The sequence below is a fragment of the Chloroflexus aurantiacus J-10-fl genome (assembly GCF_000018865.1).
GTDB classification, from domain to species: Bacteria; Chloroflexota; Chloroflexia; order Chloroflexales; family Chloroflexaceae; genus Chloroflexus; species Chloroflexus aurantiacus.
The window spans coordinates 4,854,388-4,878,821 of the sequence record NC_010175.1 but is presented as its reverse complement, the minus strand read 5'-3'; the positions used below and the strand labels follow the sequence as shown (position 1 = coordinate 4,878,821).

The window sequence follows — 24,434 nt, the reverse complement described above, 5'->3', positions numbered from 1 at the left end:
TTTCAGGCGATTGTGGCTGCACACGTGCAATCTGTGATCTCGAAATATCTGCCTGCGCTCGGTTGGGCTGTTTTCGCCGCGTGTGTGATCACGCTCTTCACACAGGTGCCGCTGCGGCGCGAGTTTGATATTGGCCGTAACGATGCCGGGATCGTTCAAGGATTTTCCGATCCCGAACCGATTCCGGCTACGGCGCAAGCTGACGCTGGTGTTGGCCGACGGGTATTGCCGGCAGCCGCTTTACGCATTCCCCAGGCTGGCGCACCGGCCACAGTGACAATGCGCTGGCTGGCGCCAGCCGGAATGCCGGTTGTTATCGCGATCAATGATCAGCCACCTATCCAACTGATTGCGCAGGGCCAGTGGGAAGAGCACGATATTACGGTGAGTAGTGGCTGGCGTAAAGCCATTGATCTGGTGGTACAGATAACGGCTCCAGAGTCACCGGAACAGATTGTCCTCGACCGGGTTGTTGTCACCGTGACCCCACCGGTATGGCCATATCCGGCCCAGGTGGGCTACGCGCTGATGGTTGGCGCACTGTGTGGGCTGCTGCTGCAAGGTCGTCCACGCTGGCAACCGGCGCTTGCCGTTAGTGTGTATGGGCTGGTCTGGTGGTTGTTCTACCGCAGTAGCCCCTATCCGCTGCTCTACTTGCCGCCAATCGTGGTAGCGGGACTGCTGACAATCTGGTTAATCTGGCGCTGGCCGAGTCTCGTTGTGCGCTGGCCGCGATGGGCGACGCCGGGACTGGCAGGTGTGATGATAATCCTCTGGATGGGTGCATTACTTCCGGCAATGGTTGCCCACGTAACCCTGGCCCGCCCCGGTGTTGAGAACGATTTTCGCGTCTTTGCTACCCGTGATACGCTGGAAACTATCTTTCAGGCCGATGGTTTCTACAATCTCGGCTATCCGCTGCTGCTCTGGCTGGTACGACCGCTGACGCACGACAACCCCTTTCTGGCTGCGCGCCTGATTTCGCTGCTGGCAGGTGGTGTCTTGATTGCCGGAGGCTATCTGTTGGCCCGCAGTCTGCTCTCACCTGGATTAGCATTCCTGGCAGCCGGGTGTCTGGCATTGAGCGGCATAGTCGTGCAGTATGGTTTGCTGGTCGGGAGCGATATGCCGTTTGCGGCGCTGATGACACTGGCCGTAGCCGTGACATTACATGTTCATAGACGTTCTCACGCACTGCTGGCGCTGATTGGTGGTGTCTTTGCCGGCACAGCGTTTCTGGTGCGTCATCCCGGCTTGCTGTTGCTGCCCTGGGGCGCTGTAACCCTCTGGTACATTGCCGGTCGCCGTCCGGCACTGCTCTTCGGATTGGGGTTTGTGCTGGCTGCCGCCCCCCAATTGGTGGTGAATACCCTGCAAACCGGGCAGCTCCTGTTCAATCAGCAGGCTAAAAATATCTGGCTGGCAGTGTACGCCAATACCGATTGGGGACGTTGGGATGAGGTTCCCAACAGCATCGGTCTGTTTGAGGTAATTGGCCGTGATCCGCTGCGTTTTTTGACCAACTGGAGTCGGAATGTGGTTGGTTTCATCGGGGCCGGTGCCGAAGATGTGAGTGAATTCGGGCGCGCCGATCAATTACGCTTACTCGGCTGGCCGGCGAACTGGCTGGCAATTGGGGGATTGGTTGCAGCAGGCTGGCTGGCATGGCAGCATCGGGCCGACCGGCGCTGGCTGACGTTGCTTGCGTTGATTGCCCTGTACGTGGCTGCTATCGCGACTGCGTTCATCTTGCCCCGTTTCTTTCTCCCGCTCACACCGCTGTACGCAGTAGCCGCAGCGTGGGCCATAGCACAACTGTGGACAGATCAGCGACACCTGGTGGCGGCTGCCTTGATCATGGTCGTTTTACTCAGTCCGGGGCCAATGACGGCAACGCAGGCGGTACTGGCAGCACAACCGGCAGACGAAGTGGCAGCAGTGACGTTGGTGCAGCGCTCGTTACCGGCGGATGGCTCGCGACTGGTAGCCGCTATTCCTGATCGCTTGCCGTTGGCAAAATATTCCGCGATAGCGCACCTCGTTCACGTGCGCGTATCACCAACCGTCACCGCGACCGAATTACAGGCGCTGGACGCCGACTATCTCCTTTGGGATAATGCCCAAGGGCCACCTCCAATCCCCGAACCTGAGCGCAGGCGAATCGGTGATGGCCGTTTTACCCTCTACAGCCTGACAGCGCCAGCTACAAAGTGATAACTGTCTATTGCCTATCTTCTCTCACCCACCTATTTCCTATCTTCTCTCGCCTCCTATTTCCTATCTTCTCTCGCCTATCTTCTCATCAGCCCCACTGTGCACCCACCTATTTCCTATCTTCTCTCGCCTATCTTCTCATCAGCCCCACTGTGCACCCACCTATTTCCTATCTTCTCTCGCCTATCTTCTCACCAGCCCCACTGTGCACCCACCTATTTCCTATCTTCTCTCGCCTACCTCCTAATCATGTACAATAGCGTCGTACATCAGAACACACCTTGCGTCTGCGTTAGACATCACAGCATGCATGAAAGGTAGCAAACAGGTCACAATGGTATCTCCTGCTCCACGTTCTATCGTCGCAGTACAACCACACCGATGGCGGATCGCCCTGCTGATCAGACGACCGGTCATTTGGGTTGGTCTCCTGATGATAATTGGTCTAATCCTGCGTCTCTGGTTTCTTTTCATCTATCAGATCGACCCGCGTTTCTCGGCAGCCGACGATGGTGACTATTATGTGCGGGCGCTTCAGTTGGCGGTGACCGGCGAATATCGCGATAACTCGTGGCTCATCCGACCACCCGGTCATATATTCTTCTTCGCCGCAATGATCCGTATCGGGCTATGGCTGGGCGATCCGGCGATTGGGATTGCGCTGATCCGGGCCGTGCAAATTTCGCTATCGCTAGCCCTGATCCCTATTGGGTATGATCTGGCACGACGGCTCTTCGATCAGCGTACCGGCCTGATCTTCGCAGCAGTTCTGGCCCTCTGGATGCCGATGGTCGAATTGCCGGTGCTGATTCTCAGCGAACCGCTCTTCTTCTTCATGCTGGCAGTTCATGTGTGGCTGTTGGTGCGCTGGCGCGACTCGCGCCATCCCGGCTGGTTAGCTGGTGCCGGGGTAACGCTGGCTATCGCTGCGCTGGCTCGCTCACCGGGATTGTACGGGGCGATCTTTGCAATACTCTTCATCGGTGTCAGTGCCTGGACAGTCCACCATCGTCGGCACTGGCAGCCCATTGTCGTGGCGCTGTTGGCGTTTCTGCTACCCTTTGTGCTTACCATCGCTCCCTGGACGCTGCGGAATTACCTGCTCTACCGCGATTTTATTGTGATCGATACCCTGGGGCCGGTTAATCTCTGGATCGCGATGAGTGATGCGGTACACGAAGGGCGTGGTGAGGGGGAAGCCAAAGGGATTCTACAAGCGATTCCACAAGAAGATCGGCAACGGTTTGTGAGTGCCGAATTGCGCCGCATTCTGCAAACAGAACCGTGGCGCTTTACCCGCAATCTCTGGCCGCATTTTCAGCATATCTGGAAGGCTCAGTTTATCGAGGATTTCTTCGTGAAAGCCAGCTTCTTCACCCGACCATTGCGGGAAGTCTGGCTTCATGGCCTGATCAGTGATCTCGCCTGGTTGAGCTTGATCCTGGCGGCACCATTTACGCTGTTTGGACGTGGCCAGGATTGGGCAGTACGACTGTTAGCGCTCGGTTGGATTGGCTATACCTGCCTGATGGTGATGCTCATCCACGTTGAACCGCGCTATCTGTTGCCGATCTGGTTCTGGCTGACGTTGTACGGTGCAGCGACGCTGGCCCGGTTGGGACAACACCGCTGGCGTCTGGATCGCCGGCAATTACCCGCATTGATCGTCAGCCTTGGGCTGGCCTTCCTGATTTTCAGCTACCGCAATTACCCGCAGATTATCCAGAATGGTATTTCCCGCGAGCAGGCATACGCTGCGGCGATGGCTGCGCTGCAACGCGGTGATGATGAAGCAGTAGAACAGGCATTTCGCCGCATGCTGACCGCCGACCCCGATTTTGCCGATGGTCAGGCCGAATTTGCCCGCTGGCTGCTGGCTGAAGGTCGGTATGACGAAGCCTGGCAGGTGATCGGTTCCTATCCAACCCACCGTGGTGATCTCGTGCGTGGTGCATTGGCGAGGGCGCAGGGCGATCTTGAAGCAGCGAAGGTGTTATTGCGCGATGTGGAAGAGCGCGCCGGCGAGGACGCGCAACGGCTGGCAGTGCGCTGGTTATCACCGGCACCGACGACGGCGTTAACCCTGGGTGATGATCTTGATCTGGGGTATCTGTATGGCTTCTCATTCGGTGAGCGCACGGGTGATACAACGTTCCGCTGGTTGCAGGGTGAAGGTGCTGTGCGCCTGCCGTTGCCAACACCGCTGATCGGCAACGAGATCCTGACACTACGGCTGGCGGTGCCGCAACCGACGAACCTGACGGTGACGATTGGTGATCGGCGGTATGAGGTAAACGTTGCGCCGGGAGGCTGGCGGGTGTATCATCTGCCTGTACCTGCGCAGATGCAGGGGGCACGTGAGGTAATCATCTTGCTCAGCGCGCCGACATTCTTGCCGTATGAGCGTTTTCCCGGTAGTACCGATGCCCGTCCGTTGAGTGTGATGGTGCAGCAAATAGCAGTTCGGTGAAGTATCATGCAACAGATAGACACGACAGCCCAAACAGAACCGGTTGTGGTTCAGACATATCCCTTTACAGTAAGTGTGGTCATCCCGGCCTACAACGAGGCGCATGGGATCGCTCAGGTCATTGAGCGTGTGCGAGCGGTATTACCCGAGGCTGAGATTGTGGTGGTGGATGACTGCTCGCAAGACGATACGGCCACCGTTGCACATACGGCAGGTGCGCGGGTTATCCGTCATCCCGTGAATCGCGGCAACGGTGCCGCCGTTAAAACTGGTATTCGCCGCGCTCGTGGTGAGGTCGTTTTGCTGATGGATGCCGATGGACAGATGGATCCGCGCTACATTCCCGATCTGTTGGGAGGCATTGCCGCCGGTTATGATATGGTGGTGGGGGCCCGTACCCGCGAGACACAGGGCGACTCGATCTTTCGGCGCTGGGGCAATCGTGCCCTCGATGCGCTCGGCAGTTATCTGGTAGAGACCGAGGTGCGCGATTTGACCAGTGGTTATCGGGCGATGCGCCGCGATGTCATCATGGAGTTCATCAATCTCTTGCCCAATCGCTACTCCTACCCCACTACCAGCACGCTGGCGTTGCTCAAAGCGGGCTACCACGTCGGCTATGTCCCGGTCACCGGACAACGCCGGCAGGGTGGGCGAAGTGGGCAAAAGCTCCTGCGCAACGGCATCCGGTTCGGGCTGATCATTTTGCGGATTGTCTCACTCTTCGCACCATTGCGCGTCTACTTTCCGGTAGCGCTCTCGATGCAGGGGTTGGCTCTGCTCTCGTTTCTGATCAGCTTCTTTATCACCGACCCCTTCCGTTTTCATATTCCCAACTCGGCGATGGGCTTATTTGTTGGCAGCATTATTGTCTTTATGTTCGGACTGAACGCCGAACAGGTTGCCGCACTCCGCTTTCAGCGCCCCCTGCGTAGCAATGAAGAGGAGTAGTTCGTGATGCGTGTTCTGCTTTCGTGGCTACTCCGTCTGGTCGGGCCGGCGCTGTTGCTGTGGTTTATCGTGACCTGCGATCTCAACCTGTTGTGGCAGACTATGCGTTCGGCTGATCTGGTGCCGGTTCTCTGGTCGCTGGCCCTGCTGCCACCGTTCATTATCATCAAGTCGTGGCGATGGATTCAGATCATGCGGGCGATGAATCTCTCCCTCGATCTGCCAACGGCCTGTGCCCTCTACATGGTCGGTATCTTTTACGGAACGACAACGCCGGGGCAAGCTGGTGATCTGTTGAAGGCGATGTATCTGCGCGAACGGGGTCAACCGACAGCGCCGGCACTGCTCTCGGTTGTGCTGGATCGGCTGTGTGATCTGATCATTATGGCCCTGTTGGGGATGATTGGCGTCTTCGCGCTGGGTCAGCTCCTCCCCAGCCGTGAGCTACAACAGATGATCGTGATCGCGATGGGTGTTGGTCTGCTCACGATCACGGTGGTCTTGACGGCAAGGCGGCCACGTTCGTGGGTGCTGACCACACTCTTGCCGCGATTTGCGCCACGGCTGCGCTCCCGCCTGGATCGCTGGAATGAGCAGATGCACAGTCTGACGCTGACGCCGACCCTTATCGCAACGCTCGGTGGGGCAACGCTGGTCTCGGCCTTTTTCACCTTCTTCCGACTCTGGTTGCTCTTCCTGGCCCTTGATCTAAGTGCCGTGCCGTTCCTGGTCTTTGTTGGTGCATCGGCGTTGATTGCCGTGTTGCAGGCATTGCCCATCTCGATTGGCGGTCTTGGCGTGCGTGATGTGGTACTGGTCGCGATTCTCGCCGCCTACGGCTATTCACAAGAGCAGGCGTTAACGCTATCGGCGCTCTTCTTGCTCATCAATGTTGAACACATTATCGTCGGCTTTATCGTTTCGTTATGGTTTCCCCTCGGGCGAAGTGGTACAATTACTCCATGACATATCAGCGCTACGCGACCGTGTATGATGGTAGCGGTCAGATACGTTTTGCGCTGCTGACCGCCCTCTATCTGGAAGAGTTGTTGCAACGCCATCCGGTGTACGGGCGACGGGTGCTGGACGTTGCCTGTGGTACCGGCACGCTGCTGGCAATTCTGGCCGAGCGCGGCTGGCAGGTAACGGGAGTCGATGCTTCGGCAGCGATGCTGGCACAGGCGGCGGCGAAGCTGGCCGAGGTACCGGTGCCGGTTGAGTTGCGACAGGGTGATATGCGAGAACTGGCGCAATTGCTGCCGGCGCATACGTTTGATCTGGTGACGTGTACTTACGACAGTCTCAATTACCTGATCGGGAGTCATGACCTGGCGGCGTGTTTGCGCGGCGTGGCGCGGGTGCTGGTGCCGGGTGGATTGTTTGTCGCCGATATGAATACTCGCCACTTTTTAGCCGTTGATTGGGGTGAGTACGCTTTTCATGAACAGCCGGGCTATGTCCAGGTCGAACGAACCCATTTCGATCCGGCGGCTAACCTCTCTACCATGTGGCTGACCGGTTTTATTGGCAACGACCGCGATGGTTACGAACGATTTGACGAGCTGCATATCGAACGGGCATATCCCAATGACCTGGTGGCTGCGCTGATCGAGGCAGCCGGTCTGAAGATCGAAGGATGCTACGACGGCTTTACCTTTCAACCGCCAACTGATACAACTCAGCGTATCTGCTGGGTTGCCCGTAAACCACTATGCCAAAACTACTGATTCTATCAACCGGTGGTGCGTTAGCGATTCGACGGGCGTTGGGTGCCCGTGATGATCAACTGACCGTGCGGCCCGATCTCACGGTCGTGATTGAAGAGTTTGCCAATCTGCCGGGTAGCCATCTTACGCCACAGCAAATCTTTGCTCTGGTACAGCGCATCCAACAGGTGCGTGATGGGTATGATGGTATTCTGGTTGCGACCGGCAGTGACACGCTGGAAGAGGCCGCCTTCCTCATCGATCTCTTACTCCCTGCCGGGTCGCCGGTCGTTATTACCAGTTTACCACGCCTCAGCACCGGTGGGGTGAGTGAGACGAATGGTCTTCAGGCTGCGATGGCTGTTGCGGCAACCCCGGCCGTTGCCGGCGCAGGAGCGCTGGTCGTGGTTGATAACACTATCTACGCCGCTGCCACGATTCAGATGCAGTTCAGTCAGGGGCCTGGTATGGTGACGGCGCCACTGGGTGCACTGGGACGGGTTGAAGGCGATCAGGTCAGCCTGCGCTTGCAGCCGGTAGGACGACAGCAGATCGCCGCGCCGCGCCTGGTTGAGCCGGTCGATCTGATACGCATTGGAGTTGGTGCCGATGATCGTCAGCTACGGCACAGTATTGCCGATAATGTCGCCGGAATTGTGATTGAGACGCTGGGTAGCGGACGAGTTCCACCCTGGTGGTTGCCGGCGATTGGCGAAGCAGTGCAGCGCCGGATTCCGGTCGTCGTGGTCAGCCGGGCCGGGGCCGGGGGGCTGGGTGATGAATTTGGCTACGTTGGCGCCTACCACGATCTGCGCAAGCTGGGGGTCATCTTTGCCCCCGATCTGAGCGGGATCAAAGCCCGCCTGAAGCTGATGGCTGCACTTGCCGTTGCCCGTTCTCCCGCTGAACTACGGGCGCTCTTTCGTTAGTGTGTTGATTTGGTTTGATAGGGAACATGAGCGTATTAAATCGCGTGAATATATTTCGTTGCATGCGCGATGGTAGAGAGGTGAACTGCGATGAATGTACTACCACCGCCGGAAGCAAAAGCGGCGTATGTTGAGCAAATGTTTGCCCGCATTGCCCGCGGCTACGACCGGGTCAATCGGGTGATGACGTTTGGGCTTGATCAGGGCTGGCGGCGTAAAGTGGTGGAATATGTTGCGCCACCGGTACACGGTCGTGCGCTTGATGTTGGTACCGGTACCGGTGATTTTTTGATCGAACTGGCAGCCTGGGCCCGTGAAGGGCTGGTGGTCGGGGTTGATTTTACCGTGCCCATGATGCAGGCCGGCCAACCGAAAATTGCTGACCTGGCCCAAAGTGGACGTGCTGCCTTTGTGGCCGGTGATGCGTTGCAGTTGCCGTTTCCCGACAACACCTTCGATGCGATTACCACCGGTTTCGTTTTGCGGAATGTCACCGACATCCCGGCAGCGCTGCGGGAGATGTACCGGGTGGCCCGGCCCGGTGCCACCATGGCGTGTCTGGAAGTAGCTCGACCACGGCATCCATTGCTGCGCTGGGGGCACCGTATCTATTTTGAGCACGTTGTACCGTGGATCGGGGCCTTGCTGGGTGGTGATCGCCGCGCCTACACCTATCTCCCACAATCGGCGCGTGCCTTTCCGCCTCCCGATGATCTGGCGGCAATGATGCGTGAAGCGGGCTGGAGTCACGTCTTTTACCGCCTCTATGGCCTGGGTGCGGTTGCAATTCATGTCGGTGCAAAAAAGATGTAGTGACAATGACCATCACTTCAAACACTTGCATGAGGTTGCCCCATGTACCACGACGATGATGATGACGATGAGATTCGACAGCGGGCCAGACGGCTGATGCGTTTGCGCCGTGAACGCGAATGGTTCGATGACGACGATTATTTGGATGTGCAACCCAGAATCGGTTATCGGTCACAGCCAATCCGAAGTGGTATTTCGGGTTCGGTCATCGTTCTCCTAATAGTCGTGCTGTTGATCGGGATTGGCGGTTTCTGGATAACACAGCGCATCAGTGCCCTTGGCAGTGCAATCCCGAATGTGCAGGTGATCGTCCAGACGCCGACACCCCAGATCATCAGCGGTGCGGCTGTCGTGCAGCGAATACAGCAACTCAGCCGACTCGAAACCAGCAAATACACCATTGAGCGGGTTATTGATATCCGCCAGGGCAGCAATATTCCGATTATCGGTGATTGGCTGGCCAGCGATGCGATATTACTCATCGCTCACGGCACGGTGGTGGTAGGGGTCGATCTGAGTCAGATCACCCCTGATGCGGTCACTGTTTCGCCTGATGGCCGGCAAATTACCGTGCGTCTACCACCGGTACAGGTCTTTAGCGCAACCCTTGACAACAGCAAAACTCGTGTCTACAGTCGTGAACGTGGTTTACTGGCTCCAGACAATCCAAATCTGGAGACAATAGCTCGCCAGGCGGCTGAACAGCAAATTCTGCAGGCAGCCTGCGAGGATGGGATTATGGAGGAGGGTACGCGCAATGCAGAGCTGGCACTCCGCCAGTTTCTGGGCCTGATCGATGGTGCAGTTGTCGAGGTCGTGACCTCACCTCCAGCATCATGTACGGTCTCGCCATGATGGAAACGATAAAGGCGCTTCACATGAGTGTTCCGTATGGAGTAGTGATTGGGGGATTGGGAGAATACGCTGATGAATACCTGCTGCCTATCTTCATTGCGTCTGGTTATCAGATATGGATCACACGGGGGGCTGCCACTCTTTACGACACATTAAGTCGCCAGATCGATCTGGCGCTGGTCAGTATTCCAGATCAGTCGTATCTCGATCAGATTCCTGCACTGCTCAAACAATGGCAGGGAGTCTTCATGCTGATTGGCCCTCGTAATGATCAACTGGTGGTGGAGTCCTTTGCCCATGGTGTTGATGACTACATTGCCCGACCCTTCCGTACCGATGAACTCCTGGCACGGGTACGTGCGCAATTGCGCCGGCGACAGCGTTATCTACCGCTGCCGTTCACAGCCGGTCCTTTCACGTTTGATCTAGCCGCGCGCACCATCTCTTTTCGCGATCAACCACTTGATCTCGATCTGCCTGCATTCGCCCTCCTCACCGTATTAGCCGAAGCGCCAACCCGCCGGTTTACATCAACTGAATTACTAACGCTCGTCTGGGGTCGCGGACAGGCAAACAATCTCTCGCTCCTTGAGTCAACCTGGCAACGTGTGCGTCAGCAGATTGAAGGCGATGAAAGCGTCCTGGTTGGTGATATTACGCGAGAGGTGGCATTGTTACAGTGATGGCATTATACAGACGTTGAGGCGGTAATATGCTCCACATTGCGCTTAATGTATCACTTACCATGCGCGAACTGGCGTGGTCTGAACGCTTCGACACGGCGGCACGGCTCGGTTTCGGTACAGTCGAGTTCTGGTGGCCGGATGGGGTTGATCTCAAGGCAATCAGCCGCCAGTTGCGTGATCTCGATCTGCAAGTAGCACTGGTCAATTTTGCCGCCGGTGTGCTGGCCCATGGTGAACGAGGGTTATTGAACCATCCGGAACGGCAACATGAGTTTCGCGCCAATGTTCCGGTGGCGCTGGAGTTTGCCCAACAGATTGGGTGTCGGCGACTGAATGCCCTGGTTGGTAAGCTCCTGCCCGGAGAAGATCGCGCTTCACAGATGTCACGGGTACGCGAGAATCTGGCCTGGGCTTGCGAGCAGGCAGCCGCAGCCGGGATTGAGGTGGTCGTCGAGTCGCTCAATGCCTGGGAAAACAGTGGCTATCTACTGACCAACACCGCCGAGACGCTGGCATTTCTGGCGAGTGTTGGTGCACCGAATCTGCGCTATCAGTACGACTGTTACCACATGCAGTTGATGGAAGGAAATATCACTCGCACGATTCGCGAACACGTTGCTCGGATTGGTCATATTCAGGTCGCCGATGCTCCCCATCGCCACCAGCCCGGTACCGGCGAACTGCATTTTCCGTACATCTTCCGGGCAATTGTTGAGAGTGGCTACACCGGTTTTGTCGGTCTGGAGTTCATCCCTGACCGTGAACTGGCCGCTTGCCTGGAATGGCTACCCCCAGATCGTCGGCAACCGATAGCGCTTGAAGCTATGCGCTGGTCGGCAGTGGGTGAAGAACAGGAGCGTTAATCGCTCTAGTCATGACGCCGCGATGTTTGCCCCAAACCTGGCGTTGTGGGGATTGCATAGTGTGTCTCGTTGTTATCCATCATCGACAGAAAGTTACACATGACACCACAGGTCGGTTTTGTCGGGCTTGGGATTATGGGCAAACCGATGGCCCACAATCTCCACCGTGCCGGCTTTTCGGTTATGGTCTGGAATCGCTCACGCCAACCAATGGATGAACTGCCTGCTGAAGGTCTGCATTCTGCCGAGAGTCCTCCGGCGCTGTGCATCCGCCAGACCCGTGCGCATCCGCGTTCCACTGACGATCCCCAGCGATACCTACGGTGACGCGCCCAATACGCACGATCAACGGTGTATCCGCGTGCATCCGCCAGACCCGCGTGTATCCGTGTTACCTAAACCATTCTGTTTCAAGGGTGTCTACGCTGCCCGATTAGAGCAAGATGATTGGGCCTTTTCTGGACGTTCAGGTGCGAGTCGGCGAACGATTACAGCCAGCGTCACCCAAAGCGGTACAAAGAAAATGAAAGCTAACTGGATATACAAGGACTCAACTGAACTGAAAAGATAATTGATTGCCTGTGGTATACAGTGAAGACAAGGCTGGAATCGATTGTAAGCTCATAAGGTAATATTCTCGATATTTTTCAATACCAATCGCAGCATAGCCGATTGCTTCTGCCGCAGCAATGGTCGATCCAGAACCCATAAAAGGATCAAGGACTACTCCTTCGCCAAGAGGCAAAGAGGCATACACAATTTGGCGCAGAAACGATTGTGGTTTCAGGCTTGGGTGATTTGCTATCGCCCGCTCCTTTTGCGGTGTGCGTTCACTTTCGATAACATCTTCAAAAGGATTACCGTCTTGTTTACGGCGCAATCCCCCTGTTTGGAAAAGCCGTAAACACTCACTTACGGTCATGCCGTCTGGAATAGGTTTTCGGAAAATACCCCAGGGTTCGTAGCAACCGCGTGGCATTGAGCAAACATCGGGGAATTCTTCCTCAGCATTCTTTGGTCTATCACCACCGCGAAGCGTTCGGACCAACCGAACAACCTGTCCACGAAACTCGAAACCGGCCTGAACAATGGCAGTAAAGACTATTTGGGAAAGAAAAACATTTGATGCAAGAAATACGTGGCCACCAGGACGTAACACTCGTAAAGCCAGCCTGGCCCACTCGTAAAAGTAATGTTGTATTCGTTCTCTTTCCTTTGGATTTAGTGCAGTAAATCTTGGTAAGGGTGATCTGGTATGACCATCAAAAGATGGCGGAATGCGCCAGATTCCTCCATTGCCATTTGAGCGCTTTTCCAATTGCTCAGGATCGTATTCCTTCACGCCGTAGGGGGGATCGGTGACAATGGCATGAATGCTATCGCCTGGGACTTCGCTTAGCCATTCAAAACAATCAGCATGTATGACTACAGATTTGGTAAAAGAGTGAAATTCATGGTTAAGGGTGTAAGTCTGTTCGAGATAGTTGATTGACATTATGATCACCTGAACATTTTCGACAACCTGGTATACCGAGACGATTTCACGGAAGGTTAATCAATCATCTGCGTTTTCTAAAGTATTGGGTGCTGATAATCTTTATAAATATCGTACAATAGAACAAATGTTTTGTCAAGAACATCTGTCTGGCAAGTTTGACTTTTTCCGGTCTTAAAGCTGGTTGTACATGTTCACCGTTAAGATATGCTCTTGCGCGGAAAGATAGAAAGATATCCGCTCAGGCCACTATCCGGCAAAAAAGGCACCAGCCTAACGCATCATTGTAGTGACCAATTGCCATAACATCATTTCCATCTTTGCAAAATGCTGCGATGGGGCCTGAATCGCCCGGAACGAAAGCTGTTGTGTTGAGCACTCCATTGCACCGGGAATAATGCCACTCGTCCTGTCTTCCCCCATTCCTGCAAGCGCGGACTTCCGGTCTACCGGTACTGGTCTGGAAGGGATCAACCGCATCCATCCTAACCACCAGTCTTGAATGCACATCCCCCTCCGCAGCAAAACATCACCTGCAATACACGCAAAAGCGAGGTGGACATCCACCCCGCTCTTATGAAGTATCACCACCCTACCGCGCTACGCCGTCACCGCGTCGCCTGGCTAATTCCTGCCAGCGGTTGCGCCACATCGTCACCCAACTCGTACCGCGCAACCGCCAGGTACCGACGATGCCGTATGGCAGGAAGAGCACGATGAGAATGTACACGATCCCAAACAGCAGTGGCCATGCCGGCCCGAAGAAGAAGTTCAGCCAGTACCCCAGCAGTTGGATCACGGCGGCGCCAAGCATCGGCCCGATCAGCGAACCGACGCCACCAATGATCGTCATCAGGAGCGCATTGATCGTTGTCCCTACGCTGAGCACCGCCGGGTTTGCGTTGAGATTCCACAGTGCGTTGAATGCACCGGCCAGCGCTGCCATAACACCGCTGATGGTGATGGCGATCAGCTTGTAGGTGAGCGTATGGTAGCCCAAGACTCTGGCCCGTACCTCGTTGTCGCGGATCGCCATCATCACCCGCCCGGTTGGCGAATTGACGACCTGGCGGGCCAGGAGATACATCACTACTGCAAATCCTAACGCAAGATAGTAGAAGCGCAGACGTTCGTTGGTCGGGCTGATCCACGCCGGTACCGGAATACTTTGCAACCCATCCTCTGCCCCTGTCCACTGGCGAAAGTCGGTTGCTTCGGCCAGGAGGAAGAACATCTGGGCAAAGGCCAGTGTCACCATCGCGAAGTAGACACCGCTGACCCGCAACGAGAGCAGGCCAACGATCAGGCTTTGCAGTACCGCAATGACGATGACGGCCACGAATGCTGAGCCGAGATCCCAGCCGGCATGTTTGAGCAAAATCCCAATCGTGTAGGCACCTGTGCCGAAGAAGAGGGCGTGGCCGAAGGAGAGAATGCCGGTATAGCCCATCAGAATGTCGTAGCTCATCGCAAAAACGGCCAGAATGAAGACCTGGATGAGCATACCCTGCCAGAATTTCGGTATCCCACTGTCAATTGGCTGCCCGGTGAGCAGTGCTATCAGATAGGGGAAGGCGATCAGACCGCCGATCAAGGCCAGACCGGCCCATTGTGGTGCTTTCAAACGTGTCAGCATCGCCTACTCCTTCTTCCCAAAGAGACCTGCCGGGCGCAGCAAGAGCACCAGCGCCATGATCAAGACTGTTGAAGCGCGCGCAATTGAAGGTGAGAAGGTGATCGCTTCGCTCATCCACGGTAGTTGGATGCCGGTCAGGACAATCTGGTCGCCAAAGGCGCGCGCCAGCCCCACCAGCAGCGCACCCATCGCTGCACCGGTGAAGCTGCCCATTCCCCCGATCACCACGGCGATAAAGGCCTGTAACTGAAACTCCTGTCCCAAACCAGGACTAATACCGAGGAATGGTGCCGCTGCCACCCCGCCCAACGCGGCAAGGCCGGCTCCAAGTGCAAAGACCAGAGTGAAGACGCGGCGAACGTTGATCCCCAATGCCTGCACCATTTCGCCGTCCTGCACGCCGGCCCGAATGATCATCCCCAGGCGGGTGCGGCGTAAGAGGAGGGCAATGCCGATAAACATGGCAATGCCCAGGGCAATAATAAAGATGCGATAACTGGGGAATGGTCGCCCCAATACGTCAATACTGGCACAGTTGTCGCGGAGCCAGGCGATCAGGTTGGGTGATGGGCAGTCAGGTCCGCGACGGCTAAACCATTCGGGCAATTCCATAAAGTAGCCACCCGGCCCCCAGATGCCTTTCACCAGCTCGGTGCCGACAAAGACCAGCCCCAGTGTGACCAGTACCTGATAAATAGGCCGGCTGTACAGCGGGCGAATCAGGCTCCATTCCATCAGACCACCCAGCGCTGCGCCACTGGCGGCCCCGATCACCAGGGCCAGGAGAAAGCGGATGTTTGCGTTGATGCTCAATAGCCAGCCTTCGGCAGCGAGGCGGAATGGTGCGATGATCAATGCCAGCGCAAGCATACTCAACCCCAGGACGAGATCGGCCCTCGTTGGTGGCCGAGAGTGTTCCTTTCCGATCAGAAAGGCGATCCCCGCAATGAAGCCGGCTACGCTCAACCCTACCGTTCGTCCGATGAAGATAGCAGTTGGCGCCTGCGCTTCCTCAGTAGGCACTCGCCCACCTGAACTGAGCGCAGTGGTGGCCAGCGGTGCCAGCTCGAACCCCCAAAGTGCCAGCCCGCCCACGATGAATGCCCCAAGCCAGAACCACCAGCGCGGTGCCTTCATTCGATTGGTGGGGAACCAGCGCGTCAGGAGCCACCCCGCTACAAACGCCAGCACAAACGGCATAGTGTTCAGCAACAAACGCGGGTTGGCGTAGAGGGTAAAGCCCACATAGGCACCGATCATAAACAGTGTCCCATGGGCGAAATTGAGTACATCCATCAGGCCGAAGATCAGTGAGAGGCCAGATGTGACTAAAAAGTAGAGTGCCCCCAGCGTCAGGCCAGAGAGGAGAATACTGGCGAGAACACGCGGTTCGTAATGGGTGACTGCCCAGTATGCAAAGATCAATGTCGCACCGATCCCGGCCAGCAAGCCTCGTCGCTGTCGAATAAATTCATTCATGGATCTCCTCACTGTGGCACGATAACGGCGCGGCATCGTGCCGGTCGCTTGCAACGGTCTGACGAGCGTCATCTCTGCATTAGATGACGCGCTAAGCTCCTGCTGTCATCTCTCTTACCCGGCTCCCAGGTACCGGTTAATCGTTGCCTGATCGTGGACCAGGTCGGCCATCTTTCCGTGCTGAACACTGCGACCATCGTCGAGAATGTAGTATTCGTCGGCCAGTTGGGCTGCCATGGCAAAATTCTGTTCAACGAGCAAAATCGTTGTTTCCGTCGCCATCTGGCGCAACGCGGCCATAATTTGTTCAACGATGATCGGGGCCAGCCCTTCACTCGGTTCGTCAATCAAGAGTAAGCGATTCTCTGCTACCAGGGCCCGGGCAATCGCTAACATTTGCTGTTGGCCGCCGGAGAGCTTGCCGCCGGGATGGCGGTAAAAGCGCTTCAGGTCGGGGAAGAGGCTCATAATCAGGTCGCTCCGTCGGGCCAGATCACCGCGTTTACGTTCGGCGAGCCGCAAGTTCTCCTCGACGGTGAGATCGCGAAAAATAGCCCGGTGTTCAGGGACGTAGCCGACCCCCAGGCGAGCAATGTCATACGCCGGACGCCCGTTGATCACTTCTCCGGCCAGGCGAATACTTCCCTGTCGCGGCGGATTCAGGCCCATGATCGAACGTAGCGTCGTGGTCTTGCCGGCACCATTACGCCCTAGCAGCGCGGTGATGCTTCCGCTTCTCACGCGCAGCGATACTCCTTCAAGAATGTGAAATTGACCGATATAGGTGTGAATGCTATCAACGTCCAGCAATATTTCGCTCATTGCCGACCTCCGGTGAAGGTCGTTCCCAGGTAGGCATCGCGTACCGCCTGATTGGCACTGATCTCAGCCGGGCTGCCCTCTGCCAGCACACGCCCCTGGTGCATCACCGTAATTGTTTCAGCCAGACTCATCACCACCGACATATTGTGTTCGACGATCAAAATCGTTTTGTTCGTTCCTTGCCGAATGTTACGCAGTAAGTCCAGCAACATCGGCACCTGTTCCGTTGCCATCCCTGCCGTTGGCTCGTCGAGCAGGAGAATATCGGCGTCACCGGCCAGCAGAATCGCCAGCTCAAGCCGACGTTTGTCGCCGTGGGGGAGCGTGGCCGCAATCTGGAGTGCCCGTTCGTGTAAGCCAACCTGTTGTAACGCTGCGTAGGCCCGTTCGCTGTACCTGTGGAGCTGGCTTGCCCGCTTCCAGATGTGCAGATTATCCCGTCCACGAGCCTGCGCAGCCAGACGAACATTTTCCAGTACGGTCAGGGTTGGAAAGATGTTGGTAATTTGAAACGACCGCCCGATACCGAGATGGGCCATTCGATGCAGGGGGACGTGCGTAATCTCACGATCACGCAAGAAGACCCGTCCCGCTGTCGGTTTGAGATAACCGCTAATCAGATTGAAAAGAGTCGTCTTTCCAGCACCATTCGGCCCAATAATCGCATGCACGCTTCCAGCGCGCACCCGCAGATCGACGTGATCAACGGCGCGCAGGGAGCCGAAATCACGGGTCAGGGCCTGGGTTTGAATGATCCATTCGCTCACAAACGCACCTTCGCTTCCAGCATGTGCCGCGCATGCCCACACCGGCATGCGCGGCGAGTGTAACGGTTACTTGCAGCGTCCTAATGCTGCCGGTACAGCACAGGGCGGTGCCGTCTGTTCGGGAGTGAAGAGGGTGACCAGCTCGAAGAACTTGAAGTCAGGATCGTTGGTGTTGAGCAGGCGCACCAGGGTCATCGGCTGGAGGAGTACGTGATCTTCGGTCCGCACCGTGTAGGTTCCCTTCGGCCCGTCGAAGGTCATCCCTTCGAGAGCGGCAATCAAGCCATCGGCAGCCGGATCGCCATTGGTCTCTTCCAACGCCTTGACCAGCATGATAGCGGCGTTGAAGCCACTCTCTGTGAAGAGATCAGGAGGAACGCCATACGCTGCTTTGTGGCGTTCGACCAGCCAGTTATTCACCGGATTATCGAACAGGCTGTAGTGATAGACACTCACACCGACCGAACCGATGGCATCGGCATAGCCGTTGACCATCGTCTGATTGTCACCAAACCCGGTCGCAACTGTCATGACATCGAACACACCCAGTTGCTGCATCTGCTGGAACATGGGCACGAAACCGGTTCCCGACCAGGTCACGATCAAGACTTCTGCCCCAGAGTCGAGGAGCTGGTTGATGTACGGGGTGAAGTCGGTCGTATCCGGCGGTGCAAAGACGGTACCGGCACCCTCTGCGGTGTCATTGAGCACGAATTCGCCACCGAGGGCTTTGACCGTGAGGTAGAATGCGCCCGCTGAACCGCGACCGAACGCATTGTCTTGCGCAATCTGCACGAATTTCTTGCCGGTCTGCAAGAGAGCGGCGCTCATGGTGAGGGCGTCTTGCACGCTGGTACGACCGGCGCGGAAGGTGTAGATGTTAAAATTCTCGCCGGTGAGGGCCGGGGTAGCTGCCGGTGCTGCGATATAGACGATCTTATTCTCGGCGGCAACTGCCGAGATCGCCAGTGCTACCGGCGAGCTGGGTGAACCAACGAGCACGTCGGCACCATCACTCTCGATTGCCTCGCGGGCCAACGAGACCCCGGTCTCTGGATTACTGGCGGTATCTTTCACCACCACATTGATTGGCCGGCCTGCCACCTGATTGGTACCGTTCGTCGCATATTCCAGGCCGAGCGTGAAGCCGCGTTCAAGCATCGGGCCGTAGATAGCCAGCAAACCAGAGTTGTCGGTCATTAGCCCAACCACAATCGGTTCGCCGGTCGTGGCCGCGGTGGTTGGTGCCGCAGTTGGCTCTGGGGCGGTGGTCGGTACGGCGGTTGGTTCAGGCGCGCTGGTCGGTGCCGCAGTCGGTTCTGGGGCTGCGGTTGGCTGTGCGGTCGACCCACCGCCACACGCACTCAGCGCGAGGGCAAAGACTATCAGCAACGTGATAGCCAGTTGGCGGACAAAACGGACAGTGTGCATCGGTCGCTCTCCTTTGTCACAGACATCTGCATTATTCCGGCGGGCGGTTGCCCGAACAACATAGCGTGTTACACTTGCGGCACCATCACGAGTGCCTCGCCATCAACAATCAGGCGTTGGTCACTGCCGGTACACTGCGTGCGGAGCGTAACCAGTGGTTTATCGGTCCGAATATGGGTAATGGTCACCGTTGCGGTAAGCATCTCGCCAATACGGGCCGTATCGTGGAAGATGAGTTCCTGGCGGAGATATACTGACCCCGCTCCCGGTAATTTGACACCCAGCACGTGGGAAAACAGCGCACCGATCAGCGGTTCTGGCACAGTCTTTTGCGGTTGGTCATCGCAGAGCCGTGCATATTCGTCAATCAGGGCTTGATCGATCACGCGCTGGACGGTCGCCTGCATTCCAACGGTCAGCGCTGTCATACCGTTTCCTCCGTGGTCATTGTTGTGCGTTGCCGGTCGAGAAAGGCTTTCAAGCCAAGATCAGCCTCAATCGACTGAATACGCTCGCAATACACTTCTCGTTCACGATTGAGGGCGGCAGCGATCTGTTCCCGTTCCGCCCAGAGCAACCGGCGTGTGCAGGCGACACTACCCGGCATCTGCGTTGCAATCTGGTAGGCCAGGGCCTGGGCTTCGTCAAAAAGATGGCCGGGCGCGACCAGGCGGTTTGCTAATCCCCAGGCCACTGCCTCCTCGGCCGTGATCGGCCGTTCGAGAAGTAACACTTCGCCGGCACGTCGTTGGCCGATCAGTCGTGGCAAGAGCGTCGTCCACCCTCCTTCCGGCGACAGACCGAGGGTTGTCGCGTAGGCCGTGAAATGGGCATTGGGTGTCACCAGGACGATGTCAGCCACCACAACCAGCCCCAGCGCGCTTCCGTTCACCGGTCCCTGCACAGCGACAATGAACGGCACCGGCAGATCTATCAGCGTCAACATCACCTGATGCAACAGGCGCAACCCATGATCGGCGTAAGCGAGCCGGTCGGTTTGCCGGACCAGGGCTACCAGGTCAGTCCCGCACGAAAAATAGGTGCCACTGGCTTGCAAGACGATAGCCCGTAGTCCATGATGCTGACGTGCTGCAATAATGTGCGCTTCCAGCTCGGTTAACAGCTCTGGCGTCAGGCCGTTGTGCTGCATCGGCCGGTTAAGGGTGAGAGTTACAACCGGGCCGTTTGTTAGAATGGTTACCAGATTACTCATGCCCAACAATCAATCTTGTCTCACCACTACAGGCGACCTTACCGTCAGCACGGGTGACGTTGACCGTGCAATTGATCGTGTTATCGTCCTTACCGGTCACTTCCACGGTGACATGAACCGTATCACCGGCAAAGACCGGATTGGTAAAGCTGAGGGTCTGTTGTTGCTGTACCGCTGATGGAGCCAGGTTGCGCAGTGTGGCACGGATGTAACCGTAGAGCAGCATACCGTGAGCGATGGTGCGCCCAAAGCGCGTTGCCGCTGCGACTGCCGGATCGGTGTGAATCGGGTTCGTATCGCCGCTAATCGCCGCAAAGCGGTTGATGTCTTCCTGGCTGATCGTATGTTGCCGTTGATAACGGGTACCTGCTGTCAGTGCATGCATGCTCACATCCTCTTCAGGAAGCGCGTGCTGTTGCCAGATGGGGCAACAACAGCGCCAGGAATCGATCCGGTGCTTCGAGATTGGCCGAGTGACCGACCCCGGCAATAATCTGTGGCTCGACCCCCAGGGCCTCGGCTGCCCGCTTCACCGTCTCCGGGGTCACCAACGGATCGAGTTCGCCACCCATCACCAGTGCCGGGGCGCCAATCGTGCGCAGACGATCACCGGGTTTCCATTCACGCAGTGCATTGATTGCCCCGTTGGCAGCACTCAGCCGCTGCGAGTGACCGATAGTCACCAGTTCGCGCCAAAGTTCGTCATCTGGCGCGGTTGGTGCCATCGCCCTGATGGCCTGGGCAAAGAAATCAGGGTTATCTTTCAAGAGTTGTTGCCGATCTGGTTGATAGACCTCGTCGGGCATGCCATCAACCCATGGCGGTGCCAGCACGGCAATCGTTGCTACCCGATCAGGTTGATCGAGTGCGGCCTGCAAGACCACCGCCGCCCCCAACGAATGTCCAACCAGATGGCAGCGTTGGATGCCGAGGGCATCGGCGAAACGCCACAGATCGGCGGCCAGTGCGGGCATCCGGTAGTCGTGGTCTGGCCCCTGCGTGGCGCCTCGACCACGTAGATCGGGAGCCAGCCCACGATACCCGGCAGGGAGACGTTCGAGCACCCGTAGCCACCAGCCGCAACTGGCCCAATTGCCGTGCACGAAGATAATCGGCTCGCCTTCACCAACGTCAAGGTAGTGAACCTCAATATCTCCGGCCTGGATAACTGGCATAGCTTTCTCACTTTCCCGCTCAAGCCTGTTACCTGTTACGCAGGTGATCGTGGAATGCAGCGTTGAACTGGTCAGGATGCTCAATGTACGGCGTATGACCACATTCGGCGAAGACCAGCTCACGGAAGCGGCCACCGGCGGCGGCGTAGCGCTCCAGCACAGCGCGCGTTTGCCCGATCATCGGTTGCGGAGGATGGGCATCGGCGCCGGGCCAATCGGGTAAGATGCCGAGTTGACCGAGCGTACCAACATCGAAGAGCGACATATCGCTCACGATCTGGTCATCAGCACCACGCACCCACAAGATAGGGGGCTTCGGCTCCGCAGCCACAAAACGCTCGACCGCATCTCCAACGTAGAGGGGTGAAATGGCATTGATTGGTCCCCAGACCCCCGGTGCGACACCCGGCCAGTGCGGCGATGGCTTGAAATCGCCGGGGTAACGCTGCGGTCCCACCTTCTCACTTAGCATCGAGGCCAGCAATGCCTCTTCGCGGGCCGGGCGGAACGGTGGTTTCCAGTAGAACGTGTTCATGACAACTCTGGGGGCTGCGTTGCCTGCCTCTTCGGTAGTATCGCCGGCAGCCATACGCTCCACGAAGGCTTGATTGACCGTGCCGCCACCCGATCCGGCACCATCTGGCCAGCACAGCTCGCCGTTTAGCCCTTTGCAACCACCAAAACCGTAAGGCGAACCAGGTGCTACCAGGGTGGCCGTGATGATACGTTGCGGCACAGCCGCGATGAGATTGAACAGCACCACACCACCCAGTGAATGCCCCACCGCGTGGCAGCGATCAATGCCGAGGGTATCGATCAAGGCGATCAGATCGTCAACCCAGTCACCGCAGCCACGGGTCGCATCGATCAGCAAATCCTCGGTCTCACCGTAACCGCGCAGATCGGGCGCAATCGCGCGAAATTGTGCCGGCAACGCCAGCATCGTCTCTTCCCAGAATGTGGCCGACGAGGCATTACCGTGGATGAACAGCACCGCTTCGCCGTCAGCCGGGCCACTGCTCAAAACATGCATCTGCAAACGACTGGTTGCCACCATCGTCGAAGTGATACCGGGTAATGTTGGAATCTTGCTCATAGCGTTCTCCGCTTCATACCTGCAACTGCTGAAACATGTGTTTGATAGCCTGCTTATCAATCTTGCCGGCACCGGTCTTCGGTAATTCAGCGAGGGTGACAATTCGTTTGGGTAGTTTGTAGCGCGCCAGACGCAGCCCGGCAAAAGTGATCAAGTCCTGTTCCGAGAAGGTACTGCCGGGACGCACCACCACCGCCGCCCAACCAACTTCACCCCAGTGAGGGTCTGGCATACCGACCAGGGCCACTTCCGCGACGGCCGGATGGCCGGCCAGCACACTCTCAACCTCGGCGGGATAGATGTTTTCGCCACCCGAAATGATCACATCCTTCAGCCGCCCAACGATCCGAAAACAACCATCGGCATCGAAACTGGCCAGATCACCCGTGCGCAGCCAGCCGTCACGAAAAGCCGCAGCCGTCTCGGCAGGACGGCGCCAGTAGCCGGCGCAGACATGAGGGCCACGGATCTGCAATTCGCCAATCTCATCAACACCACATTCCCGACCATCAGCCGCAACCACCCGCACATCGATAAACATCAAAGGGTAGCCAACCGCCCCTGGCTTCTCCCGCACCAGTTCGGGTGGCAGCCAGAAGGTATTGGGACCGGCTTCGGTCAGGCCATACCCGGTCTTGAAATCGATCCCGCGTGCCCAAAAGGCATGAAACACCGGTTCCGGACAGGGCGCACCACCGCTGATAACAATCCGCATCCGGCTAAAATCAACCGTCGGCCAGCGTGGATGTTGTTGCATAGCGATGAACATCGTGGGCACGCCGAAAAAGAGCGTCGCCGGGCCGTGGTCGATGAGATCGAAGACCTGATCGACGTTGAACGAGCGACAAACAATCGAGGCACCACCGATCTGCAGCAGGGGTGCAGTAAAGACATTCAGGCCGCCGGTGTGAAAGAGCGGCGCATTGAGAATGGCAACATCATCGGGGCGCAACCCCCAACTCATCACCGTATTCACGGCATTTGCAGCAATGCTGCGATAGGTAAGAATTGCTCCTTTCGGCAAGCCGGTGCTACCACCGGTGTAACAGATCACCCACGGATCATCCCAGCTCAGCGGTACTGCCTCGAAATGGGTAGGAAAGGCATTCCGCCGGGCTATGGTCAGATCGGATGGATCGGCTGCCGGCGCATCATCGATTGCCAGCCAGTGGGCGACAAAGGGTGTCTGTGGACGCAGTGCCAGTGACATCGCGGCGTATTCGGGGCCATACGCCAGCACGCGCGGCTCGCCATCAACGATCAAATCGCGCAACTCGGCTGCGGTGAGGCGCCAGTTCAGGGGCTGAAAAATCGCCCCCAGCTTTGCACAGGCAAACCACAGATCGAGCAGATCGACGCAATTCTGGGCCAGGGCCGCGACCCGATCACCACGTGCCACGCCCATATCGCGCAACAGATGCGCCGTCTGATTGACCCGCTCATTCCACTCGCGGTAGGTGAGCGGTTGCATGCCGTGTTGGGCATCGAACAGGGCAACCCTGGTCGGAGACAACCGGGCACGACGGCCAAGCCAATCACCGAGATACATCACATCCATGTGTCGTGTGCGGCGTCACCGCCGCGATAGCGCAAACGCGCAGCTTACAACCGGGGATTTGATGGCGAGGGTAGCAGAAGGAGGTTGCTGAGCGGTTACAAATTGGTAACAGGGATGGGGTAATTACGTTCGTAGCGAAAGTGTTCGTATCTGACGAATATTGTTCCGGCTTGTGACCATTGTTCGCCTGACAGGTGCCACGATTCTTTGTTTGTTGGCGAGTAGATTAAGGGGCTATGTGAAAACGCTGATGGAATAGGGGTTGCTCTACGTGT

General features: G+C 57.1%; 23 protein-coding genes. 11 read left to right on the top strand and 12 right to left on the bottom strand.

The window, feature by feature from the left end:
• The first annotated feature begins 33 nt into the window (after positions 1–33).
• The 11 genes from CAUR_RS19160 (at position 34) to CAUR_RS19110 (ending at position 11,814) form a co-directional block, all read left to right on the top strand.
• Positions 34–2,214 carry a glycosyltransferase family 39 protein gene (locus tag CAUR_RS19160; RefSeq protein WP_242604986.1) on the top strand — a complete coding sequence of 727 codons (2,181 nt, stop codon included), beginning with the start codon at positions 34–36 and terminating at the stop codon, positions 2,212–2,214.
• Between the two features lie 334 nt (positions 2,215–2,548).
• Positions 2,549–4,684 carry a glycosyltransferase family 39 protein gene (locus CAUR_RS19155; protein WP_012259485.1) on the top strand — a complete coding sequence of 712 codons (2,136 nt, stop codon included), beginning with the start codon at positions 2,549–2,551 and terminating at the stop codon, positions 4,682–4,684.
• 45 nt (positions 4,685–4,729) lie between these two features.
• A complete protein-coding gene (locus CAUR_RS19150) occupies positions 4,730–5,635 on the top strand; it encodes a glycosyltransferase family 2 protein (RefSeq protein WP_423191609.1) in 906 nt (301 codons plus the stop codon).
• 6 nt (positions 5,636–5,641) lie between these two features.
• Entirely contained in the window at positions 5,642–6,601 is a 960-nt protein-coding gene (locus CAUR_RS19145) for a lysylphosphatidylglycerol synthase transmembrane domain-containing protein (protein ID WP_012259483.1), read from the top strand.
• A complete protein-coding gene (locus CAUR_RS19140; protein ID WP_012259482.1) occupies positions 6,598–7,362 on the top strand; it encodes a class I SAM-dependent methyltransferase in 765 nt (254 codons plus the stop codon). Before CAUR_RS19145 ends, CAUR_RS19140 begins: the two co-directional genes overlap by 4 nt.
• Entirely contained in the window at positions 7,347–8,270 is a 924-nt protein-coding gene (locus CAUR_RS19135) for an asparaginase domain-containing protein (RefSeq protein ID WP_012259481.1), read from the top strand. The genes CAUR_RS19140 and CAUR_RS19135 overlap by 16 nt, the downstream gene beginning before the upstream one ends.
• Positions 8,271–8,360: 90 nt before the next feature.
• On the top strand, positions 8,361–9,083 hold the full coding sequence (gene ubiE, locus CAUR_RS19130; RefSeq protein ID WP_012259480.1) for a bifunctional demethylmenaquinone methyltransferase/2-methoxy-6-polyprenyl-1,4-benzoquinol methylase UbiE: 723 nt from the start codon (positions 8,361–8,363) through the stop codon (positions 9,081–9,083).
• Positions 9,084–9,125: 42 nt separating this feature from the next.
• The gene (locus CAUR_RS19125; RefSeq protein ID WP_012259479.1) at positions 9,126–9,938 is read left to right on the top strand and encodes a DUF4230 domain-containing protein; all 813 of its coding nucleotides are present in this window, start codon (positions 9,126–9,128) and stop codon (positions 9,936–9,938) included.
• Positions 9,939–9,961: 23 nt separating this feature from the next.
• Complete coding sequence (locus CAUR_RS19120; protein WP_164927837.1) at positions 9,962–10,621, top strand: response regulator transcription factor; 660 nt, start codon at positions 9,962–9,964, stop codon at positions 10,619–10,621.
• Between the two features lie 29 nt (positions 10,622–10,650).
• Entirely contained in the window at positions 10,651–11,487 is an 837-nt protein-coding gene (locus CAUR_RS19115) for a hydroxypyruvate isomerase family protein (protein ID WP_012259477.1), read from the top strand.
• Positions 11,488–11,586: 99 nt separating this feature from the next.
• Positions 11,587–11,814 carry an NAD(P)-binding domain-containing protein gene (locus CAUR_RS19110; protein ID WP_012259476.1) on the top strand — a complete coding sequence of 76 codons (228 nt, stop codon included), beginning with the start codon at positions 11,587–11,589 and terminating at the stop codon, positions 11,812–11,814.
• A gap of 223 nt (positions 11,815–12,037) precedes the next feature.
• On the opposite strand, the gene CAUR_RS19105 is transcribed toward CAUR_RS19110, so the two are convergent.
• From CAUR_RS19105 to CAUR_RS19050, 12 genes are all read right to left on the bottom strand, one after another.
• Positions 12,038–12,982 (bottom strand): DNA-methyltransferase, encoded by a 945-nt coding sequence (locus CAUR_RS19105; RefSeq protein WP_012259475.1) that lies wholly within the window; start codon positions 12,980–12,982, stop codon positions 12,038–12,040.
• A gap of 592 nt (positions 12,983–13,574) precedes the next feature.
• Positions 13,575–14,618, bottom strand: coding sequence for a branched-chain amino acid ABC transporter permease (locus CAUR_RS19100; RefSeq protein WP_012259474.1), 1,044 nt, complete (start codon positions 14,616–14,618; stop codon positions 13,575–13,577).
• A 3-nt stretch (positions 14,619–14,621) separates the two neighbouring features.
• A complete protein-coding gene (locus CAUR_RS19095) occupies positions 14,622–16,097 on the bottom strand; it encodes a branched-chain amino acid ABC transporter permease (protein WP_012259473.1) in 1,476 nt (491 codons plus the stop codon).
• Positions 16,098–16,211: 114 nt separating this feature from the next.
• Entirely contained in the window at positions 16,212–16,919 is a 708-nt protein-coding gene (locus CAUR_RS19090) for an ABC transporter ATP-binding protein (RefSeq protein WP_012259472.1), read from the bottom strand.
• Entirely contained in the window at positions 16,916–17,686 is a 771-nt protein-coding gene (locus CAUR_RS19085; RefSeq protein WP_015909456.1) for an ABC transporter ATP-binding protein, read from the bottom strand. Before CAUR_RS19085 ends, CAUR_RS19090 begins: the two co-directional genes overlap by 4 nt.
• Positions 17,687–17,752: 66 nt before the next feature.
• Complete coding sequence (locus CAUR_RS19080) at positions 17,753–19,117, bottom strand: substrate-binding domain-containing protein (RefSeq protein ID WP_012259470.1); 1,365 nt, start codon at positions 19,115–19,117, stop codon at positions 17,753–17,755.
• Between the two features lie 68 nt (positions 19,118–19,185).
• Entirely contained in the window at positions 19,186–19,545 is a 360-nt protein-coding gene (locus CAUR_RS19075) for a hotdog family protein (RefSeq protein ID WP_012259469.1), read from the bottom strand.
• Complete coding sequence (locus CAUR_RS19070; protein WP_012259468.1) at positions 19,542–20,330, bottom strand: enoyl-CoA hydratase/isomerase family protein; 789 nt, start codon at positions 20,328–20,330, stop codon at positions 19,542–19,544. Before CAUR_RS19070 ends, CAUR_RS19075 begins: the two co-directional genes overlap by 4 nt.
• Positions 20,323–20,715: a MaoC family dehydratase gene (locus tag CAUR_RS19065; protein WP_012259467.1), complete on the bottom strand. Its 393-nt coding sequence runs from the start codon at positions 20,713–20,715 to the stop codon at positions 20,323–20,325. The genes CAUR_RS19070 and CAUR_RS19065 overlap by 8 nt, the downstream gene beginning before the upstream one ends.
• A 13-nt stretch (positions 20,716–20,728) precedes the next feature.
• The gene (locus CAUR_RS19060) at positions 20,729–21,505 is read right to left on the bottom strand and encodes an alpha/beta fold hydrolase (protein ID WP_012259466.1); all 777 of its coding nucleotides are present in this window, start codon (positions 21,503–21,505) and stop codon (positions 20,729–20,731) included.
• Positions 21,506–21,533: 28 nt separating this feature from the next.
• A complete protein-coding gene (locus CAUR_RS19055) occupies positions 21,534–22,601 on the bottom strand; it encodes an alpha/beta hydrolase (RefSeq protein ID WP_012259465.1) in 1,068 nt (355 codons plus the stop codon).
• Between the two features lie 13 nt (positions 22,602–22,614).
• Entirely contained in the window at positions 22,615–24,150 is a 1,536-nt protein-coding gene (locus CAUR_RS19050; protein WP_242604985.1) for an acyl-CoA synthetase, read from the bottom strand.
• Between the last annotated feature and the right edge of the window lie 284 nt (positions 24,151–24,434).

Coding starts and splice junctions, on each gene's coding strand:
- CAUR_RS19155 (WP_012259485.1), top strand. CDS start 2,549: ATGGTATCTCCTGCTCCACGTTCTATCGTCGCAGTACAACCACACCGA.
- CAUR_RS19145 (WP_012259483.1), top strand. CDS start 5,642: ATGCGTGTTCTGCTTTCGTGGCTACTCCGTCTGGTCGGGCCGGCGCTG.
- CAUR_RS19140 (WP_012259482.1), top strand. CDS start 6,598: ATGACATATCAGCGCTACGCGACCGTGTATGATGGTAGCGGTCAGATA.
- CAUR_RS19135 (WP_012259481.1), top strand. CDS start 7,347: ATGCCAAAACTACTGATTCTATCAACCGGTGGTGCGTTAGCGATTCGA.
- ubiE (WP_012259480.1), top strand. CDS start 8,361: ATGAATGTACTACCACCGCCGGAAGCAAAAGCGGCGTATGTTGAGCAA.
- CAUR_RS19125 (WP_012259479.1), top strand. CDS start 9,126: ATGTACCACGACGATGATGATGACGATGAGATTCGACAGCGGGCCAGA.
- CAUR_RS19120 (WP_164927837.1), top strand. CDS start 9,962: ATGAGTGTTCCGTATGGAGTAGTGATTGGGGGATTGGGAGAATACGCT.
- CAUR_RS19115 (WP_012259477.1), top strand. CDS start 10,651: ATGCTCCACATTGCGCTTAATGTATCACTTACCATGCGCGAACTGGCG.
- CAUR_RS19110 (WP_012259476.1), top strand. CDS start 11,587: ATGACACCACAGGTCGGTTTTGTCGGGCTTGGGATTATGGGCAAACCG.
- CAUR_RS19105 (WP_012259475.1), bottom strand. CDS start 12,982: ATGTCAATCAACTATCTCGAACAGACTTACACCCTTAACCATGAATTT.
- CAUR_RS19100 (WP_012259474.1), bottom strand. CDS start 14,618: ATGCTGACACGTTTGAAAGCACCACAATGGGCCGGTCTGGCCTTGATC.
- CAUR_RS19095 (WP_012259473.1), bottom strand. CDS start 16,097: ATGAATGAATTTATTCGACAGCGACGAGGCTTGCTGGCCGGGATCGGT.
- CAUR_RS19090 (WP_012259472.1), bottom strand. CDS start 16,919: ATGAGCGAAATATTGCTGGACGTTGATAGCATTCACACCTATATCGGT.
- CAUR_RS19080 (WP_012259470.1), bottom strand. CDS start 19,117: ATGCACACTGTCCGTTTTGTCCGCCAACTGGCTATCACGTTGCTGATA.
- CAUR_RS19075 (WP_012259469.1), bottom strand. CDS start 19,545: ATGACAGCGCTGACCGTTGGAATGCAGGCGACCGTCCAGCGCGTGATC.
- CAUR_RS19070 (WP_012259468.1), bottom strand. CDS start 20,330: ATGAGTAATCTGGTAACCATTCTAACAAACGGCCCGGTTGTAACTCTC.
- CAUR_RS19065 (WP_012259467.1), bottom strand. CDS start 20,715: ATGCATGCACTGACAGCAGGTACCCGTTATCAACGGCAACATACGATC.
- CAUR_RS19060 (WP_012259466.1), bottom strand. CDS start 21,505: ATGCCAGTTATCCAGGCCGGAGATATTGAGGTTCACTACCTTGACGTT.
- CAUR_RS19055 (WP_012259465.1), bottom strand. CDS start 22,601: ATGAGCAAGATTCCAACATTACCCGGTATCACTTCGACGATGGTGGCA.
- CAUR_RS19050 (WP_242604985.1), bottom strand. CDS start 24,150: ATGTATCTCGGTGATTGGCTTGGCCGTCGTGCCCGGTTGTCTCCGACC.